Annotated in this window: 15 protein-coding genes; 4 read left to right on the forward strand and 11 right to left on the reverse strand. The window is 65.8% G+C overall.

What is annotated here, in order from left to right; genetic code table 11:
* Positions 1 to 213: 213 nt before the first annotated feature.
* The 3 genes from EJV47_RS24780 (at position 214) to EJV47_RS24790 (ending at position 2,352) form a co-directional block, all read left to right on the forward strand.
* A complete protein-coding gene (locus EJV47_RS24780) occupies positions 214 to 1,074 on the forward strand; it encodes a DUF2911 domain-containing protein (RefSeq protein WP_126695899.1) in 861 nt (286 codons plus the stop codon).
* A 168-nt stretch (positions 1,075 to 1,242) separates the two neighbouring features.
* Positions 1,243 to 1,821, forward strand: coding sequence for a Crp/Fnr family transcriptional regulator (locus EJV47_RS24785; protein WP_126695900.1), 579 nt, complete (start codon positions 1,243 to 1,245; stop codon positions 1,819 to 1,821).
* A 72-nt stretch (positions 1,822 to 1,893) separates the two neighbouring features.
* Positions 1,894 to 2,352 (forward strand): hypothetical protein, encoded by a 459-nt coding sequence (locus EJV47_RS24790; RefSeq protein WP_126695901.1) that lies wholly within the window; start codon positions 1,894 to 1,896, stop codon positions 2,350 to 2,352.
* A gap of 118 nt (positions 2,353 to 2,470) precedes the next feature.
* On the opposite strand, the gene EJV47_RS24795 is transcribed toward EJV47_RS24790, so the two are convergent.
* From EJV47_RS24795 to mnmA, 7 genes are all read right to left on the reverse strand, one after another.
* Positions 2,471 to 5,002 (reverse strand): TonB-dependent receptor, encoded by a 2,532-nt coding sequence (locus EJV47_RS24795; RefSeq protein WP_126695902.1) that lies wholly within the window; start codon positions 5,000 to 5,002, stop codon positions 2,471 to 2,473.
* Positions 5,003 to 5,701, reverse strand: coding sequence for a ribulose-phosphate 3-epimerase (gene rpe, locus EJV47_RS24800; RefSeq protein WP_126695903.1), 699 nt, complete (start codon positions 5,699 to 5,701; stop codon positions 5,003 to 5,005). It abuts the gene before it with no gap.
* 324 nt (positions 5,702 to 6,025) lie between these two features.
* A complete protein-coding gene (locus EJV47_RS24805) occupies positions 6,026 to 6,334 on the reverse strand; it encodes a hypothetical protein (protein WP_126695904.1) in 309 nt (102 codons plus the stop codon).
* A gap of 276 nt (positions 6,335 to 6,610) precedes the next feature.
* The gene (locus tag EJV47_RS24810) at positions 6,611 to 8,287 is read right to left on the reverse strand and encodes a S8 family peptidase (protein ID WP_126695905.1); all 1,677 of its coding nucleotides are present in this window, start codon (positions 8,285 to 8,287) and stop codon (positions 6,611 to 6,613) included.
* 188 nt (positions 8,288 to 8,475) lie between these two features.
* Positions 8,476 to 9,162 carry a hypothetical protein gene (locus tag EJV47_RS24815; protein ID WP_126695906.1) on the reverse strand — a complete coding sequence of 229 codons (687 nt, stop codon included), beginning with the start codon at positions 9,160 to 9,162 and terminating at the stop codon, positions 8,476 to 8,478.
* 71 nt (positions 9,163 to 9,233) lie between these two features.
* Positions 9,234 to 9,947: a hypothetical protein gene (locus EJV47_RS24820; protein WP_126695907.1), complete on the reverse strand. Its 714-nt coding sequence runs from the start codon at positions 9,945 to 9,947 to the stop codon at positions 9,234 to 9,236.
* A gap of 24 nt (positions 9,948 to 9,971) precedes the next feature.
* Complete coding sequence (mnmA, locus tag EJV47_RS24825) at positions 9,972 to 11,153, reverse strand: tRNA 2-thiouridine(34) synthase MnmA (protein WP_126695908.1); 1,182 nt, start codon at positions 11,151 to 11,153, stop codon at positions 9,972 to 9,974.
* A 183-nt stretch (positions 11,154 to 11,336) separates the two neighbouring features.
* On the opposite strand from mnmA, the gene trpF reads away from it, so the two are divergent.
* Complete coding sequence (gene trpF / locus EJV47_RS24830) at positions 11,337 to 11,960, forward strand: phosphoribosylanthranilate isomerase (RefSeq protein WP_126695909.1); 624 nt, start codon at positions 11,337 to 11,339, stop codon at positions 11,958 to 11,960.
* A 229-nt stretch (positions 11,961 to 12,189) separates the two neighbouring features.
* Here the strand turns inward: trpF and EJV47_RS24835 are convergent, their stop codons facing one another.
* From EJV47_RS24835 to EJV47_RS24850, 4 genes are all read right to left on the reverse strand, one after another.
* The gene (locus EJV47_RS24835; protein WP_126695910.1) at positions 12,190 to 13,026 is read right to left on the reverse strand and encodes a maleylpyruvate isomerase N-terminal domain-containing protein; all 837 of its coding nucleotides are present in this window, start codon (positions 13,024 to 13,026) and stop codon (positions 12,190 to 12,192) included.
* Between the two features lie 164 nt (positions 13,027 to 13,190).
* Positions 13,191 to 13,862, reverse strand: a complete 672-nt coding sequence (gene trmB / locus EJV47_RS24840; RefSeq protein ID WP_126695911.1) for a tRNA (guanosine(46)-N7)-methyltransferase TrmB — start codon at positions 13,860 to 13,862, stop codon at positions 13,191 to 13,193.
* A gap of 121 nt (positions 13,863 to 13,983) precedes the next feature.
* Positions 13,984 to 15,306, reverse strand: coding sequence for a bifunctional folylpolyglutamate synthase/dihydrofolate synthase (locus tag EJV47_RS24845; RefSeq protein WP_126695912.1), 1,323 nt, complete (start codon positions 15,304 to 15,306; stop codon positions 13,984 to 13,986).
* A gap of 96 nt (positions 15,307 to 15,402) precedes the next feature.
* The gene (locus tag EJV47_RS24850; RefSeq protein ID WP_126695913.1) at positions 15,403 to 16,314 is read right to left on the reverse strand and encodes a hypothetical protein; all 912 of its coding nucleotides are present in this window, start codon (positions 16,312 to 16,314) and stop codon (positions 15,403 to 15,405) included.
* Positions 16,315 to 16,369: the final 55 nt, after the last annotated feature.

Here is a 16,369-nt window from a genome sequence, read left to right on the forward strand (position 1 = left end):
GCTGCCGTTTTATTAACGCGCCGCGGCGCTTGTCATCAATTTAGTACCGCGCCCTTTCTCCACCACTTTTTAGCGACTCAGCGCCAGGGCGTTCGGGACGTTTCCAGACCTCACACAATGATGTGAGTTAAACCCAATTCGCCCCCCACTGTCTTATCTTGGCACTTTTATTTCCGTACGCGCCGTTACCGCTCCACCACCCACGCCTTGGTTATGTTTCGTCTGCCCTGTTTGATTCTGGCCGGTTTGCTGGCTTTTACCACCGCCCAGGCCCAGCAGTTTCCGCTGCCCCAGGCCAGCCCCCACGCCGTCGTCACCCACACCCTGGGCCTGACCGACGTGACGGTGGACTACCACGCCCCGGGCGTGAAAAGCCGCAAAGTCTGGGGCCAGCTCGTGCCCTACGACCAGGTGTGGCGGGCCGGGGCCAACGAGAATACGCTCATCACCTTCTCCGACTCGGTGCGCGTGGGCGGCAAGCCGGTAGCAGCCGGCACCTACTCCCTGTACGTGCAGCCCTCCGCCGACCACGACTGGCAACTCATCCTCAACAAGGTCACCACGCACTGGGGCAGCGAGGGCTACGACCCCAAGGACGACGTGCTGCGCGTGCCGGTGCTGCCCGAAACCACCCCCGCCCGCGAAACGCTGGTGTACTGGTTTTCGGACGTGCGCCCCGGCGCCGGCCGCCTGAACCTGTCGTGGGAGGAAAAAACCATTTCGGTGTTTATCCGCACCAACGTGCACGCCAAGGTGCTGGCCGCCATGCAGCAGGCCGTGCAGAAAACGCCCAACGACCCGCAGCTGCTGGCCCAGGCCGCCGATTACCTGATTCAAAACCAGATTGAGGCCGAGCTGGCCTTGCGCTACATCAACCGCGCCATCGAGCTGAACGACAGCTACACCAACAACTGGCTCAAGGCCCGCCTCATGGCCCAAAAAGAGGACTACCTCTCGGCCGTGGAAAGTGCCCGGCGCGCCATCAAGCTCGGCGACAAAGACGACAACGCCTTCAAAAGCCAGCTGCCCAACATGAAGGTGGCCCTCACGCAGTGGCAGTCGAAGGCTTATTAGGAGCTTGGGGTCTTAGGGTCTTAGGGTCTTAGGAACTTGGTGCTTTTGCTTCTGATGTCAAAGCCCGCGCAAGCGGGCTTTGTTGTTTTTGCGCTGAATCGGCGGAAATTCGGCGCGCAAAATTCCCAAGCCCCCAAGCCCCCAAGCCCCCAAGCCCCCAAGCCCCCAATGGACCTGCTCTTTGACCGCCTCCGCTCCATCTACCCGCTCTCCGAGGCTTGCCAGCAGGCTATCCGGGCGCTGATGCGGCGCGAGGCCCACCCGGCCCGCACCCAGCTGTTGGCCCCGGGGCAGGTAGCCGGGCGCATTTACTTCGTGGAGCAGGGCCTGGCCCGGGGCTATTACCTGCACGAGGGCCGCGAGGCTAACACCTGGTTTATGCGCGAAGGCGACTTTATCATCTCCATCGTGAGCTTTCTGACGCGCACCGCTTCACAGGAATTCATCGAGCTGCTGGAAGACACGGTGCTCTGGTCGGTGAGCTACGCCGAGCTGCAGGGGCTGTACCAGCAGTTTCCGGAGTTCAACTACGTGGGCCGGGTGCTGACGGAGCACTACTACGTGCTCAGCGAGCAGCGCACCCAGCAGCTGCGCCTGCTGCGGGCCGAGCAACGCTACGAGAACCTGCTGCAGACGTTCCCCGCGGTGTTGCAGCGGGTGCCGCTCAAGCACCTGGCCTCCTACCTGGGCGTCACCCCCGAAACCATCAGCCGCATTCGGGCGGCAGCGGGCAAGAGTCGAAATTGATATTTGTCAAGCGCGGGCTGGGGGCAGCAGCGGACTTTTGGGCATCGTTTCATGCCCCATTGTTCCCCTATTATGCTGCTCAACGTCAGCTTCGGCATCTTCGCCTTCATGCCCCAGGGCTGGCTGTTTATGGCCGCAGTCATTTTGCTCGAAGGACTGCTCCTGGCCCGGCTGCTCACCGGCCACTGGGTCGATAAACAGTTTCGCCTCCTGGCTCTGTACACCAACGCCGTCAGCGGCGTAGTGGGCATCCTGGCCTCGATGAAGCTGAACGGCGGCTGGTGGCTGGTCGTGTGGTTTCCCTGGGTCAGCAACAACGAAATCGACCTGAGCCAGCCCAACGCAGCGCGCTTCCTGGCCCTTTACTACGCCGCGGCCTTCATCCTCACGCTGGTGCTGGAAGCACTGTTCAACGTCTGGTTTCTGCGCCGCGACTACCCGCGGCGCCGTGTGCTAACGGCCACCCTGCTGGCCAACGTGGTCAGCTACGCCATTGGCTCGGCGGTCCTGTACGCCTACAGCTTTAGCTAGGTCCTGTATAGGCGCCGTTTGGTGCTGCATTCTTACGCCCGATTCCAGTGGTCTGATAAAATAACGTGCCCGCCCCGGTTGCCGGGGCGGGCACAGCTACGTCAACGAGCAAGCAGCGTTAGAAGCGGGCAATGACGCGCAGGTTCACCACCCGCTGCGAGAGGTAGTTGGGCACGCCGTAGGTAGCCCCGTTCAGGTCCTGGATGTAGCTGTAGCCGGCCACGTTGTTGGCCCCCAGGATGTTGAGCACTTCTACGCCAATCCACAGGCTTTCGGGCTCGTAGAACTTGCTGCTGCGCACCGGGCGCAAACTCAGCACCTTGTTGAAACCCAAATCCACGCGGCGGTAGCTGCGGGTGAGCTTGCTGGTGCCGCGCAGCTCCGGCAAATCGGGCGGGCTGAAGGGCAGGCCGGTGCCGAACACCAGGTTCACGTAGCCGCGGAAGGTGGGGTTGTTGGGCAGCTGGTCCTGAAAGAATACGCCCAGGTTCAGGCGCTGGTCGGAGGGGCGGCGGATGTAGCCCTTCTCCTGCTTGCCGATGGGCTGTCCGTCGCCGTTATACACCGTCAGCGAGTCGCCGCGCAGGTTTTCGCGGGTGGTCAGCACGCCCAGGCTGAACCACGACTCGGTGCCGCGCACGAACTCCCCGCTCACCCGCCCGTCGAAGCCGGCGGCGTAGGCCGTGGCCAGGTTCTGGGCGAAGTAGCGCAGGCGCACGTTGTCCACGTCGTAGGGCACCACGTCGGTGAGGTACTTGTAATATACTTCGCCGGTGAAGCGGAACGGCCGGCCCCAGCCCGTGAAGCGGTACTCGGTGCCGCCGATGAAGTGCAGGGAGCGTTGGGCCCGCAGCTCGGGGTTCAGCACCCCCTGCTGGTTGCGCAGCTCCCGGTAAAATGGCGGCTGGTAGTACACGCCCGTGGCGGCCTTGTACGAGAGGCGCGGGTTGCGCCGCGAGCGGGCCGCAAACTGCACGCGCGGGCTCACCGTCAGCTGCCCGTTTACCGACCAGTAGTGCAGGCGTACGCCGTAAGTCAGCGTCTTGAGCGAGTCGGGCCGCCAGGTGTGCTGCCCGTAGCCCTGCACCCGGCTCGACGTCAAATCCAGCGTGGTGCGCAGGCGGGTGAAGCGCTGGGCGGGCACGTAGTCGGCCGAGTCGGTGAAGGTGTACTCGTCGAGCCGGTCGTCGATGTGCTCCTGCCCGCCCTTCACGCCGAAGCGCAGGGTGTGGGCGGGGGTGGGCTCGTAGGCGGCGCGGGCCTCCACGGTGCCCAGCCAGGCCACCAGGCTGTTGCGCGAGTGATTAAAGCCCGAGCCCACGTCGCGCTGGCGCACGGCCTGGTTGAAGTCCGGGGAGCTGGGGTCCCGGTTGATGTCCGACAGGCGGTAGGTGGCTTCCACGTCGCGGTACTCGTACTCGCGGGTGATGAGTCCGCCGCCAATCAGCTCCCCGGTCAGCTTGGGCGTAAAGTGGTGCGTCAGGTTCAGTCCACCCTGGTAGGTGTCGTACTGCATCCGCTCGTTGCCGTCGTAGAAGATGGTCAGGCGCTGAAACTGGTTGGTCCCGGTGCTGAACGTGACCTGCCCGGTCTGCGGGGCGAAGCGGTAGTTGTTGTGGGCCCAGGAGCCGAGCACGCCCAGGCTGGTTTTCTGCAGGTCGTCCTTGGGCCCCAGACCGGCGCGCACGTACAGCTGCGCGTCGGCGTAGTCGGCGTTGTAGCCGCCCTTGAGCTGGCGCAACGTCCCGAGCACGTAGTCGGCCGTTTTGTAGCGCACGCCCGCCAAATAGCTCACCCGCCCCGATTTGGACACGTCCTCGTAGCTGAGCGAGCCGCCCACCAGGCTGGCCGTGGCCGAGGCCGCCCGCCGCGTGGGCTGCTTGTAGTCGATGCTCAGCACCGAGGACAGCTTGTCGCCGTAGCGCGGCTGCCAGCCACCCGAGGAAAACTCGATGCCCGCCACCAGGTCCGGGTTGACGAAGCTCAGCCCTTCCTGCTGGGCCTGCGTGACCAGAAACGGCCGGTAAATCTCGATGCCGTTGACGTAGACGAGGTTTTCGTCGTAGTTGCCGCCGCGCACGGCGTAGGTGCTGGTCAGCTCGTTGTTGGCTACCACGCCGGGCAGCGTGGTGAGCACCTTGTTGAAGTCGCCAAAGGCCGAGGGAATTTCCTTGGTGATGCGCGGCTCCAGCGTAGTCAGACTCACCTGCTCGCGGGTGTCGGCCACGCCGCGCTGCCCGCGCACGGTCACGTTGTCGAGGGCGCGGGCGCTGGCTTCCAGCACCACGCTCAGGTCGGCGCGGCCGTCGGCCAGTTCGCGGGCCGAAATGCTGCGGCGCGTGGTGGCGTACCCGAGGCGCTGCACCACCAGCACCAGCGGCGTGCCGGCGGCGGGTCGGGCCACCGTCAGGCGGAAGCGGCCGTCGTCTTCGGTGTTGGTGCCGCCGGGCTGGCCTTCCACGGCCACTGCGGCCTGCTCCACCGGGCGGCCGGCGGCGTCGCGCACGGTGCCGCGCAGCTCCACGCGGCCTGGTGCGGGAGCAGGCTGCTGGGCCAGGGCTTCGGCGGTGGGCAGCATGGCGGCGGCCGGGGCGAGCAGCAGGGCCCGCACCGTCAGCGTCGGCCAGAAAGGGGTACGCCGTGGGCTCATTTAGTGCGCGGCGGGGATGATGCTCAGCAGTTGGGCGCGCAGCTCGGCCAGCGTGGCCACGGGGTCGGGGGCGTTGAACACAAAGGAGCCGGCCACCAGCACGTCGGCCCCGGCTTCCACCAGCGGCAAGGCGTTTTGCTCGTTCACCCCCCCGTCGATTTCAATCAGCGCTTCGGAGCCCGCGTCGGTCAGCAGTTCCTTTAGCTCGGCCACTTTCTGCAGGGTGTGCGGAATAAAGCTCTGCCCGCCGAAGCCCGGATTCACCGACATCACGCACACCAGGTCGATGTCCTGGGCAATGTCCTGCAGCACCCAGACGGGCGTATGGGGGTTCAGGGCCACGCCGGCGCGGCAGCCCAGCTTCTTGATCTGCTGAATGACGCGGTGCAGGTGCGGGCAGGCCTCGTAGTGCACGGTAATGTTGGCCGCGCCGGCGTCGCGCACGGCTTCCAGGTAGTTCTGCGGGTCCTCAATCATCAGGTGCACGTCGAGGGGCTGCTGGGCGTGGCGGTGAATGGCCTGCAGCACCGGAATGCCGAAGGAGATATTGGGCACGAAGCGGCCGTCCATGATGTCGCAGTGCAGCCAGTCGGCGGCGCTACCGGCCAGGCGCTCGGTTTCGGCCTGCAGGTTGGCAAAGTCGGCGGCCAGCAGGGACGGCGCCAGCAACGGGGTAATACGGCGGGGAGTAGTGCTCATGCCGCGAAATTAGGTATTGGGCTGACAAGTAACAGGTGGCACGTGACAGGTTTGGGGTGACAAGTGACAGGCGACACGTGACAAGTACGCCGGCAGTGGCCGGATGAAGGCAACTGCCGGCGTCTGATTCCGGCCGGGCGGTGTGCTGCGCAAACGAACGGCCCGGCCATATAAGTATGGCCGGGCCGCTGATAAGCCGATAGTCGCACCGGGCTACTATTCGGGCTGAGTTCGGCGTTTCACCATTTCACTGACCCCAGCCCCTAGCCCCGTATTGGCTAACCCTCACTTGTTACCTGTCACGCGTTACGTGTCACCTTTCTCTTACTCGCCTTTTTTCCAGGCCTGCCAGTCCAGCTCGCCCGATTCGCGGCGGCGCAGGAACACGGTCTGGTCGTCGCGCTGCATCTTGCCGAAGGTCAGGTCGCCGCGGCAGTCCAGGCACTTCACGGAGGTATATTTGAATTTGTCCTGGGCCACGCGGGAGGTCAAATCGAGGTTGTCGGAGCCGCAGAGGCCGCAGGCGGCCACGTCGGGGAAGCTGAGCCGGTCGTACTCGGCCACGACTTCGTGGAAGGAACCGCCCTGGACGGTGAAATGGAACTGGCGGCGGCCAATTCGCTTGGTGGTCATCAGTTGAAGCATGACGTGCTATGTTCTACAGTACGCCCCTAAATTACCAATATTTTTAGCAGCTACAAATTTTAGCAACAAGAAAATTTTAGCCCTGCCCCGGGTGGTCTTGCCGGGCCCCGCCGAGCCAACCCGCCGGACAAGAGGCTGTTCGTCGGCAAGCCCACCGCCACCATTGATAATCGGGTGCACCAGCCTGGCTGGAGCGCAGCCTACAAAACAGCGGCGCCCGGAGTGCTGGACTCCGGGCGCCGCCCTGATTGAACGTCGGCCAACCTACTCCTGCACAAACCGGACGGTTTGCGGTGCCGCGCCCTCGGCCTGCACCGTGCAGGTGTAGGCCCCGGCGCGCAGCCCGGGCAGGGAAAGCGGCACCCGCTCGCCGCCGACGGGAGCCAGCGGCAGCTCCCGCACCAGGGCGCCGCGGCTGTCGCGGATGCTCACGCGCAGGGCGCGGCGGCGCAGGGGCTCGGGCAGGTACAGGGTCAGCTCGGCGCCGCCGGGGCTGGGAAACACGCTCAGCTCATTGGCGGGGCGACGCGGGCCGCCCGCCGCGAGCGGGGTATTGGGGTTCACCAGGTTGTAGGCCCGCACAAAGTTGGGCACGCCGTAGCCCTGCAGGTTATCGGGGCTAGCGGCCTGGGTGCCGCTGCGCTGCAGCCACTGCAGCACCTGCTGGGCCGTGAGCGTGGGGTTGGCCTGCCAGAAGCCGGTGGCCATGCCCGCCAGGATGGGACAGGCGTACGAGGTACCGTTGCCGCGCACCACCGAGTTGTTCGGGGCCAGGCCGGCGGCCCGCACGCCCATGGCCGCCAGGTTGGGCTTGATGCGCCCGTCGGCGGTGGGGCCCACGGAGCTGAAGCCGCCCAGGTTCAGCAGCGAGTCCACCGCGCCCACGGTCAGCACCGAGTCGGCGTCGGCCGGGGCGCCGATGTAGCGCCAGCTGTTGCCCCCGTCGTTGCCGGCGGAGTTGACGACCAAAATGCCCACGCGGGCGGCCAGGTTGGCGGCCCGGCTGGCAATGGTGGTACGCCCGTCCAGATCGGCGTAGCGGTGGTCACGCGAGGGCGCATCGAAGGTGGTGTAGCCCAGCGAGGAGCTGATAACGTCGACGCCCACCGAGTCGGCGTATTCGGCCGCAATCAGCCAGTTGGCCTCCTCGATGGGGTGCTCGGAGCGCACGTCCTCGGTGATGCAGAGGTGGTAGCTGGCCCGGGGCGCCGTGCCGATGAAGTGGCCCGTCTGCTCGGCCGCCAGCGTGGACAGCGTGAGCGTGCCGTGGCTGTTTTTCTCAAATACGGTGCGGTCCTTATCTACGAAGTCGAAGGTGCTCAGCAGGCGGCCCGACTGGCGCAGGGGCTCGAAAGCCTGCATCTGGTCGACGCCCGGAAAACCCGCGTCGAACACGGCCACCTGCATGCCTTCACCCTGGTAGCCGGCGTTGTGCATGCTCACGGCCCCGATCATCTGCGCCTGCCAGTACGCCTCGCCGTAGTCGGCGGCGCCGCGCGCGGCCACCGGCGGCTGGGTTTGCTGCGCGTACTGCCCGGCGGGCACGGTGCGGTTGGTGCCGCGGTTGAGCGTGGCGGCCGCGCGCACGAAGGGCAAAGCCTGCAGGCGGCCCAGGGCGGCCGAGTCGCAGGCTACCACGGCGGCGTTAAACCAGCGCGAGGTGTAGAGCAAGGTCACGCCGCTGGTGGCGCGCACCTGGGCGGCGTAGGCGGGCGTGACGGGCAAATCCCGCGGCAGCACGGCAATGCCCTGGCGCTGCCGGCGCTGCACAGCGCGGGCCGACAGGAAGGCTTGGGGCTGGCCGGTGCTGAAGGGCGTGCCGGCTTTGTCGCGGAAGTACACCAGATGGCGGCGCACCGTGCCGCTCTGGGCCTGGGCGGCCTCGGGAGCAACGACGCCGGCCAGCCCGGTCAGCAACAGGGCCAGGGGAAAAAAGCGCATGAAAAAAGGAGTAGCAGTTGACTTCGGCCAAGATACAGAATTTCAATCCCGCCGGATACTGAAACAGACAGCCGCGTGCCGGCGTCGGTTCCACGTATCGTCGTCTGGTCCTGTCCGGATGCCGGAAATCAAACGGCCGGCATTTCCTCGGAAATACCGGCCGCCGGCCATGGCGCTGTTAAAACAAATCAGGGCAGCAGAATTTCGCGGTGCTCGGTGCCCTGCACGATGTAAGTGTTGCCACCTGAGCAAGTCTGCGGGTTCTGGCAGTAGTCGAAATGCACCCGTTCGCGGTACACCGGCCCCACCCCTTTGGCGTAGACCTGCCGGGTGGTATAGCGGTAGACGATGAATTGCGGGTCAGTGCCCTTGTCGTAGGCCGTGACGGTATTGTCGTAGCGGCGGCCCCGGATGCTTGTGGGCGCCCCAAAGTCTTCGTATTGCAGAATGGCTTCGCTGAGCGTGTTGAAGGCGTTGCGGTTCCACTGCGCATTGGCGCGAGTCGGAAACACCAGCTCCACGGTGCGCAAGTTGCTGCGCGTGAGCAGCAGGTTCTTCTCGTTTACCGTGATGGTCTGCACGCTGTCGAGGCGCCAGGCGTCGGCGCTGGTGCGGCGCACCGAGCGTACCAGCTGGTAGGTCAGCACGCCGGCCGCGTCGCGGTAGGTTTCCGTCAGCTGCTCGCGGATCAGGGAGCTGTCGGACGTCACCACGCGGTTGTTGCGCCAGGTTTGGTCGATGACGCGGAACACGCGCTCGGCGCCCACCCGCAGCGGGTAGTAGTCCTTGCCCATTTCCAGGGGCGCTTCGGTGGTGGTGTTGCAGGCCGTGAGGAACAGGGCCAGCCCGCCGGCGGCCATCATGCGTAAGAACATCGGACGGTAAGTAAACAAGCAGCCCCGCCGGCGCGGGGCCGACGGGGCTGGCAAGATACCAAACGGGGCGGTTAGGGCCGCAGGGTTTCGCGGTGCTCGGTGCCGCTCACGATGTACTTATTGGTCTGCGACACCGCACAGGAACTACCGCCCTGGCAGTAGTTGAGCTTGCGCACCTCGCGCAACACCGGCCCGACGCCCTTGGCGTACACCTGCCGCTGCACGTCGAGGTAAAACAGGTTGTCCTGCAGCTCGTCGTACACGGTTGCGGTGTTGTCGTAGCTGCGGCCGGCCACGGTCTGGGCGCTGCCCACCTCCTCGTAGCGGCGGTTCAGGGCACCGAGCGGGTCGAGGGTATTGAAAGCGTTGCGGTTCCACTCGGCCCCGTTACGCACCGGGAATACCAGCTCCACCGTGCGCAGGTTGCTGCGGGTGAGCAGCAGGCTCTTGTCGTTGACCGTCAGCGTGAACACGCTGTCGAGGCGCCAGGGGTTGGTATCCGCGGTTCGGGAAGAGCGCACCAGCTTATAGGTCAGCACGCCGGCCGCGTCGCGGTAGGTTTCCGTCAGCTGCTCCCGCACCTGCGAGGGCGTAGTCACCACCTGGTTGTTGCGCCAGACCTTGTCCTCCACGTCGAACACGCGCTCGGCGCCCACCTTCAGCGGGTAGTAGTCCTTGCCCATCTCCAGGGGCGCCTCGGTGGTGTTGTCGCAGGCGCCCAGCAGCAGGCCAGCCCCGAGGGTGAACAAGAGGCCGAAAGTAGTGGCCGGTAAACGACGCAGCATAGCGGTGAAACGGGTAACGGGGATTTAAGCGGTAACGGGCTTGCTCCCGATGACGGGCAGCGGAATCGGGGCGGCCAGGTGCGCCGGGCTGCGCTCAATCCAGCCGCCGCCCAGCACGTCCTGGCCATCGTAGAACACGGCGGCCTGGCCGGGGGCAATGGCGTGAACGGGCTCGGGGAAGTAAACGTACATTTTTCCGTCTTTTTCTTCCAGGAACGACGCCGCGCCGGCGTGGTTGTAGCGCACTTTGGTAAAGGCCGGCACCAGCCCGCGCCCGGCCAGGGAGGCGTGCTTGCCCATGTTCAGGCGCCCGACCACCGTGGCCGTGCGGGCCAGCTCGTCGAGGTTGCCGAGCACCACCTCGTTGGTTTCGGGGCGGATTTCGACCACGTAGGCCGGGTAGCCCAGCTGCACGCCCAGGCCCTTGCGCTGCCCGATGGTGTAGAACGGGTAGCCCTCGTGGGTGCCCACAGCGGTGCCGTCGGTCAAGACGAACTTGCCGCCGGCCACGCGCTCTTCCAGCCCTTCCACGCGGCGCTTGAGGAAGCCGCGGTAGTCGTTGTCGGGGATAAAGCAGATTTCGTAGCTCTCCGACTTGTTCACCAGCTCCATGAAGCCGCGGTCGGCCGCCATCTGCCGGATTTCCGCTTTGCGCAGCTTGCCCAGCGGGAAGATGGTACGGGCCAGGCTTTCCTGCGACACCCCCCAGAGGGCGTACGACTGGTCCTTACCCTCGTCGAGGCCCTTGGTGATGACGTAGCGGCCGTTTTCCTCGCGCACCTGGGCGTAGTGGCCGGTGGCAATGAACTGGCAGCCGAGCTGGTCGGCGCGGCGCAGCAGGGCGTCCCACTTGATGTGGGTGTTGCAGAGCACGCAGGGGTTGGGGGTGCGGCCCGCCAGGTACTCGCCCACGAAATCGTCGATGACATGGTCGCCGAACTCGTTGCGGATGTCGATGATGAAGTGCGGGAAGCCCAGCTGCACGGCCACCTGGCGGGCGTCGTTGATGCTGTCGAGGGAACAGCAGCCGGTTTCCTTCTTGGAGCCGCCGGCCGAGGCGTAGTCCCAGGTTTTCATGGTCATGCCGACCACTTCGTAGCCCTGCTCGTGCAGCATCACGGCTGCCACGGAGGAGTCAATGCCGCCGCTCATCGCGACGAGGACGCGGCCTTTCGAGCCGGCGCCGGGGGTAGTTTCTACGGTCATAGGGTAGCGCCCGGGAGGTCAAAGTTCCCGGCCGAATGGCAAAGGTAACATCAAACGGCCACGCAGGGTTTCCTACCTTCGCGCTAGTTAATGAGGGTGGGCGGGTGTGAGGGTAGGAGTTATTCATCAGATAGCTCTTAACTCCTACCCTCACACCCTCCTACCCTCATACCCTTCCTTCCCTTGGCTCTTCTCACTTCCGTCATCGTCCGCGGCATCAATAACCTGTCCGACGCGCGCTACTGCGCCGGCATGGGCGCCGACTACCTCACGTTTCGCCTCGACCCGGCGCTGCCCGGCGCCGTCACGCCCGAACTGGTGCAGGAGCTGAGCAGCTGGGTGGCCGGAGTGCAGCTGGTAGGCGAGTTTGGGACGCTGCCCGTGGAGCAGATTAATGCCCTGGTGCAGCAGTGCGGCCTGCAGCAGGTGCTGCTGCACGGCCCGCGCCGGCCCGAGGAAATGGCCGAGCTGACCGTGCCGGCCCTGGTGCTGGTGGCGTGGATTCCGGACATGCTGCCCGAGGACGTAGAGCGGCGCTTTCAGCAGCAGGCCCCGCACGTGGGCGGTTTCGTATTTGCCGAGCTGCCCCCGCAGCCGCTGGCCGAGGCCCAGCTCATGCGTCTCACCGAGCAGGCCCGCCTCTACCCTATCTGGCTGGCTCCGGGCTTTGCTCCGGCTTCCGTGCGCGAGCTGATTGAGGCGGTGCAGCCCCGCGGCCTGGTGCTGGAAGGCGGCAACGAAATCCGCCCCGGCCTGCGCGACTTCACCGAAATGGAAGCCGTGTTCGAGGAGCTGGAAATTGATTAAATGGCTAAATGGCTAAATGGCTAAATGGCTAAATGGCTAAATGGCTAAATGGCTAAATGGCTAAATGGCTAAATGGCTAAATGGCTAAATGGCTAAAGTGGTACTGCCTGCCCGGTTTAGGGTTACACAAAAACGGTCCTTCCCGCTCGGAAAGGGCCGTTTTTGTGCTGATGAGTCGGGGCCGCAAGAACGACCAGCCATTTAACCATCCAGCCATTTAGCCATTCACTCACACCATCACCGCCACCAGGTCGAAGATTTTCTCGCCCAGCCACTGCTCGCCCTCGACGCGGATGTGGCGGGCGGCGCCGGCCGCGTCCAACTCGTTGCTGAGCAGGCGCCAGGCCACGGTGCCGTCGATAATGACGGTGGCGGCGGGGGTGCTGCGGTCGGGCGTCAGTTCCCAGTGGTCGGCGCGGCGCAGCAGCTGCCACTCCTCGGCGGCGGGGCCGCTGATGCGCACGCGCAGGCGGGTGCCCTCGGGAGCCAGCACGGTGCGGTAGTGGTGGGGCAGCGCGTACATCGACGTTTGCAGGTAGGGCCGGTACAGAGCGGGCGTCAGCAGCTCGTCTTCGCCGCGGCCCACGGCCTGCCGGATCTGCTGCTGGTGGTGCCACTTCTCGGTGTACTCCCGGGCCACGTGAAACCAGTTCTGTGACTCCTGCTCCCCGGCCCAGCCCACCGCAAACGCCGCCGGCGCCCAGGGGTCGAGCGTGGGCAGCAAGGCGCAGTACTCGCGGCCGGTCAGCTCCAGCAGCCACGTCACCACGGCCGGGCTCAGGCGCCGGGTGGCCGTAATCCAGTCGGCGTTGAGCTGGTTCAGAAACTCCACCAGCCCGGCGTGGGTACCTACCTCACCCGTCGGCGCGACGCCGAAATACCCGTCGCGCAGCATGGAGAGGGCGCGCAGGTTGCCGTCGAGCAGGTGCAGGGCCACGTCCATCACCTTCCAGCGCGGGGCCAGCGTCTGGGCCTCCCACTCCGCGGGGCTGAGCGTGCGCAGAAAATCCAGCAGCAGCCGGTCCAGCTCGGCAAACAGCGGCAGCGTGTCGATGGGCGTTTTCATTTCTTGGTAACAGGTGACAAGTAACAGGATTTGTCGCGTGAGGGCAGCGGACGGTTATGCTGCCATGTCGGGCGAAACCTCTGGCTTATTTCCGTTGAACGACTTCACCCAGATGTCTCGCTCCCGCTCGCCATGACAACTCACCACCTGTCACGTGTTACCTGTTACGTTTCACTCTCAGAAAACGAGAAGTGCAGGTACTTGATGGGCACGCCCAGCTCGCGGTATTTCCGCTCGTAGGTGGTCTGAATGTCGTAGGCGTGGGGCAGCAGGCCGGTGGTCTGGTAGAGGTCCTTGGTGAAAACCAGGTTCGGGGCCGGGCGCTCCTGCAGCAGTTCCAGGGTGTAGTCGAACAGCAGCTCGGAGTCGGTTTTGAGGTGCACCAGCCCGCCGGGGCGCAGAATCTGCCGGTACAGCTCCTGGAAGCGCGGGGCGGTGAGGCGGCGCTTGGTGTCGCCCAGGCGGGGGCGCGGGTCGGGGAAGGTAATCCAGAGTTCGTCCAGCTCGCCCGGGCCGAAGTGCTCCAGCAGCTTTTCGGCCTGCATGCGCAGGAAGCCCACGTTCGTGAGTCCCTTGTCCTCGGCCAGCCGGCTGCCGCGGTACATCCGCTCCCCCTTGATGTCGAGGCCCAGGAAGTTGCGCTCCGGGTACCGCTCGGCCATGCCCACGGTGTACTCGCCCTTGCCGCAGCCAATTTCCAGGGTGATGGGGTTATCGTTCTTGAAAAAATCGGCGGCCCAGCGGCCCCGCAGGGCCCCGAAGGTGTCCTTGCCGGGCTCCACGATGTCGGCGCGCTGGGCGTTTTCGGCGAAGCGCTTGAGTTTGATTCGACCCATCTAAGAGTGACTGAGTGATTAAGTGACGGAGTGAGTTTGGGCCGGGCGGCGGATTGGCTGGCGCCCGGCGGCGGGGCCGCTTCCGTCCGCTGTCGAGCTTGGGTTGTGGCGGATTGGCCGGCTATTCTGCGGCGGGCGCCGCGGAGTACAAATCGGGCACTTCGGCCACCACGAAGGTGCTGCCGCCGACGAAGATGACATCCTCGGGCGCGGCCTCGGCGCGGGCGGCGGCCAGGGCCTCCGCCACCGAGCCGCACACCGGGCCGTGCAGGCCGTGGGCGGCCGCCTGGGCGGCCAGCTCGGCGGCGGGCAACGCGCGCGGGATGCTGGCGGCGCAAAAGTAGTAGGTGGCCTCCCGGGGCAGCAGCGCCAGCACCTTGCCCAGGTCCTTGTCGGCCACCATGCCCAGCACCACGCGCAGCTCCCGCCGCGGCAGCCGCGCCAGCTGCTCCACCACGAAGCGGATGCCGGCCTCGTTGTGGCCCGTGTCGCAAATGGTAGGGGGCCGGCGGCCGATAACCTGCCAGCGGCCCCGCAGCCCGGTGAGGCGGCCCACCTCGCGCAGGCCGTCGCGGATGTGCTCGTCGGTAATCTGGAAGCCCTGCCGCCGCAGCTCCACGATGGTGGCCAGCACGCCGGCCAGGTTCAGCCGCTGGTAGTCGCCGACCAGGGCCAGCTCCACCTCCGGCATCCACACGTAATCTTCGGAGCGGAGGCGCACAAACTGGCTGGCCGCGGCCGGCTCGTCGCGCAGCAGCTCGGCCTGGTAGTGCTGGTCGGCGAAGGTGAGCTTGGCGCCTTGCCGGGCCGCCGTTTGCCGGAACACGTCCAGCACCTCAGGCTGCGTCTGGCTGATGACCACGGGCACGCCGGGCTTGATGATGCCGGCCTTTTCAGCTGCAATCAGCGGCAGCGTGTCGCCCAATATGGCTTGGTGGTCGTAGCTGATGTTGGTGATGAGCGAGACGAGCGGGGTGATGATGTTGGTGGAATCCAGCCGCCCGCCCAGGCCCACTTCGATGACGGCAATATCCACCTGCTCGGCGGCGAAGTAGTCGAAGCACAAGGCCACGCACATTTCAAAAAACGAGGGCTGCACCTCCTCAAACAGGCCGCGCCACCGCGCCACCCAGGCCACCAGGTACTCGGGCGTCAGCTCCTGGCCGTTGAGGCGAATACGCTCGGTAAACTCGCGCAAGTGGGGTGAGGTGTAGAGCCCGGTGCGGTAGCCGGCCGCCTGCAGAATGGCCGCCAACAGGTGGGAGCTGCTGCCCTTGCCGTTGGTGCCGGCCACGTGCACGCTGCGAAACTTGTGCTCAGGGTTTCCCATGGCGGCCGCCAGCTTCTGCACGCCCACCAATCCATCTTTGAAGCCCGCCGCGCCCACGCGCTGAAACATCGGCAGCTGGCCGTAGAGAAAGTCGAGAGTTTCGCGGTAGGTCATGGCGGGCGGGGAAATCAGGGTGCAAAAAAACGCCGCCGGCCGGAGAATTCCGACCAGCGGCGTCAGGTTTTGCCCGGGCGGGCCCGGCGGCTGCGGTTATTCCACCTTGAAGCGGAAGGTGAAGAAGCCCGTGGCGGCGCCGGCTTCGGGCTTGAGCTTACGCACCCCGAACCGCTCGTTGATCAGGTTGCGGCACACCCGCACCTGCTCGGCCGACATGTTGCCGCCCACTTTCTCCACCGACTCAATCTCGCCGTCGGCGCTAATTTTGATCTTGAAGCGCAGGTAGCCGTTCTGGTTGTCCACGGCTTCGGGCTTGGGCGTGGCCGCGAAGGCCCAGCCCCCCCCCACGAACCCGTCGCCGTCGCCACCGCCCGAGCCGCCGCCGCTGCCCGGGTCGCCGGAGTAGGCCTTGCCGGTGTAGGTGCCGCGCGGGTCGCCTTTGTCGCCCACGGTGCCGGGGTTGTCGCCGTTGTTATTGCCGCCGGCCGCGTCGCTGGTGCCGCTCACGCCGTTGCCGCCGGTATTGGCCGTGGCGCCGCGCGGGGTGAAAATGGCGCGCTGGTTGACCTTGGGCTTCTCCGGTTCCGGCTCCCGCACGGGCTCCGGTTCGCGCACGGTGGGGCGCGGGGTGGGTTTCTCCACCGGCGGAATTTTCACGTCGTTTTCCTCGGCTTCGCTGGTCACCACCTTTTCCTGCACCTCCTCGGCCGGTGCGGGCGTGGTGGGTTGGCTGGCCTGCTGGGGCTCGGGGTCGGGCTGCTGGGCAGCGGGCTTGGAGTCCTCCCGGCTGGGCGACTCGTTGGCCGGGGCCGAGGTCTGCACGTCGCCGTCGCCCACCTGGTCTATGCCGTAGTTCAGCTCTACACCGCCCCCGTCGCCCATCTCGGCGATGCTGTCGGGCGGGTTCTTGAAGACGATGAAGAGGAACAGCAGCCCCAGCAGGGCGTGAAACGCGATGGTGCCAATCAGGGCCTCGCGGCGGTGCTCGTGGCGAAAGTCAGCCATGACGAAATCAATGGTTAAATGGCTGGATGGCTAAATGGCTGGTCATTCTGGCCTC

Origin of the sequence: Hymenobacter gummosus, from assembly GCF_003970915.1 — a bacterium.
In the GTDB taxonomy this organism is placed as follows: domain Bacteria; phylum Bacteroidota; class Bacteroidia; order Cytophagales; family Hymenobacteraceae; genus Solirubrum; species Solirubrum gummosum.

Coding starts and splice junctions, on each gene's coding strand:
- trmB (WP_126695911.1), bottom strand. CDS start 13,862: ATGGGTCGAATCAAACTCAAGCGCTTCGCCGAAAACGCCCAGCGCGCC.
- EJV47_RS24805 (WP_126695904.1), bottom strand. CDS start 6,334: ATGACCACCAAGCGAATTGGCCGCCGCCAGTTCCATTTCACCGTCCAG.
- EJV47_RS24780 (WP_126695899.1), top strand. CDS start 214: ATGTTTCGTCTGCCCTGTTTGATTCTGGCCGGTTTGCTGGCTTTTACC.
- EJV47_RS24845 (WP_126695912.1), bottom strand. CDS start 15,306: ATGACCTACCGCGAAACTCTCGACTTTCTCTACGGCCAGCTGCCGATG.
- EJV47_RS24790 (WP_126695901.1), top strand. CDS start 1,894: ATGCTGCTCAACGTCAGCTTCGGCATCTTCGCCTTCATGCCCCAGGGC.
- mnmA (WP_126695908.1), bottom strand. CDS start 11,153: ATGACCGTAGAAACTACCCCCGGCGCCGGCTCGAAAGGCCGCGTCCTC.
- rpe (WP_126695903.1), bottom strand. CDS start 5,701: ATGAGCACTACTCCCCGCCGTATTACCCCGTTGCTGGCGCCGTCCCTG.
- EJV47_RS24850 (WP_126695913.1), bottom strand. CDS start 16,314: ATGGCTGACTTTCGCCACGAGCACCGCCGCGAGGCCCTGATTGGCACC.
- EJV47_RS24815 (WP_126695906.1), bottom strand. CDS start 9,162: ATGTTCTTACGCATGATGGCCGCCGGCGGGCTGGCCCTGTTCCTCACG.
- EJV47_RS24820 (WP_126695907.1), bottom strand. CDS start 9,947: ATGCTGCGTCGTTTACCGGCCACTACTTTCGGCCTCTTGTTCACCCTC.
- EJV47_RS24785 (WP_126695900.1), top strand. CDS start 1,243: ATGGACCTGCTCTTTGACCGCCTCCGCTCCATCTACCCGCTCTCCGAG.
- EJV47_RS24795 (WP_126695902.1), bottom strand. CDS start 5,002: ATGAGCCCACGGCGTACCCCTTTCTGGCCGACGCTGACGGTGCGGGCC.
- EJV47_RS24835 (WP_126695910.1), bottom strand. CDS start 13,026: ATGAAAACGCCCATCGACACGCTGCCGCTGTTTGCCGAGCTGGACCGG.
- EJV47_RS24810 (WP_126695905.1), bottom strand. CDS start 8,287: ATGCGCTTTTTTCCCCTGGCCCTGTTGCTGACCGGGCTGGCCGGCGTC.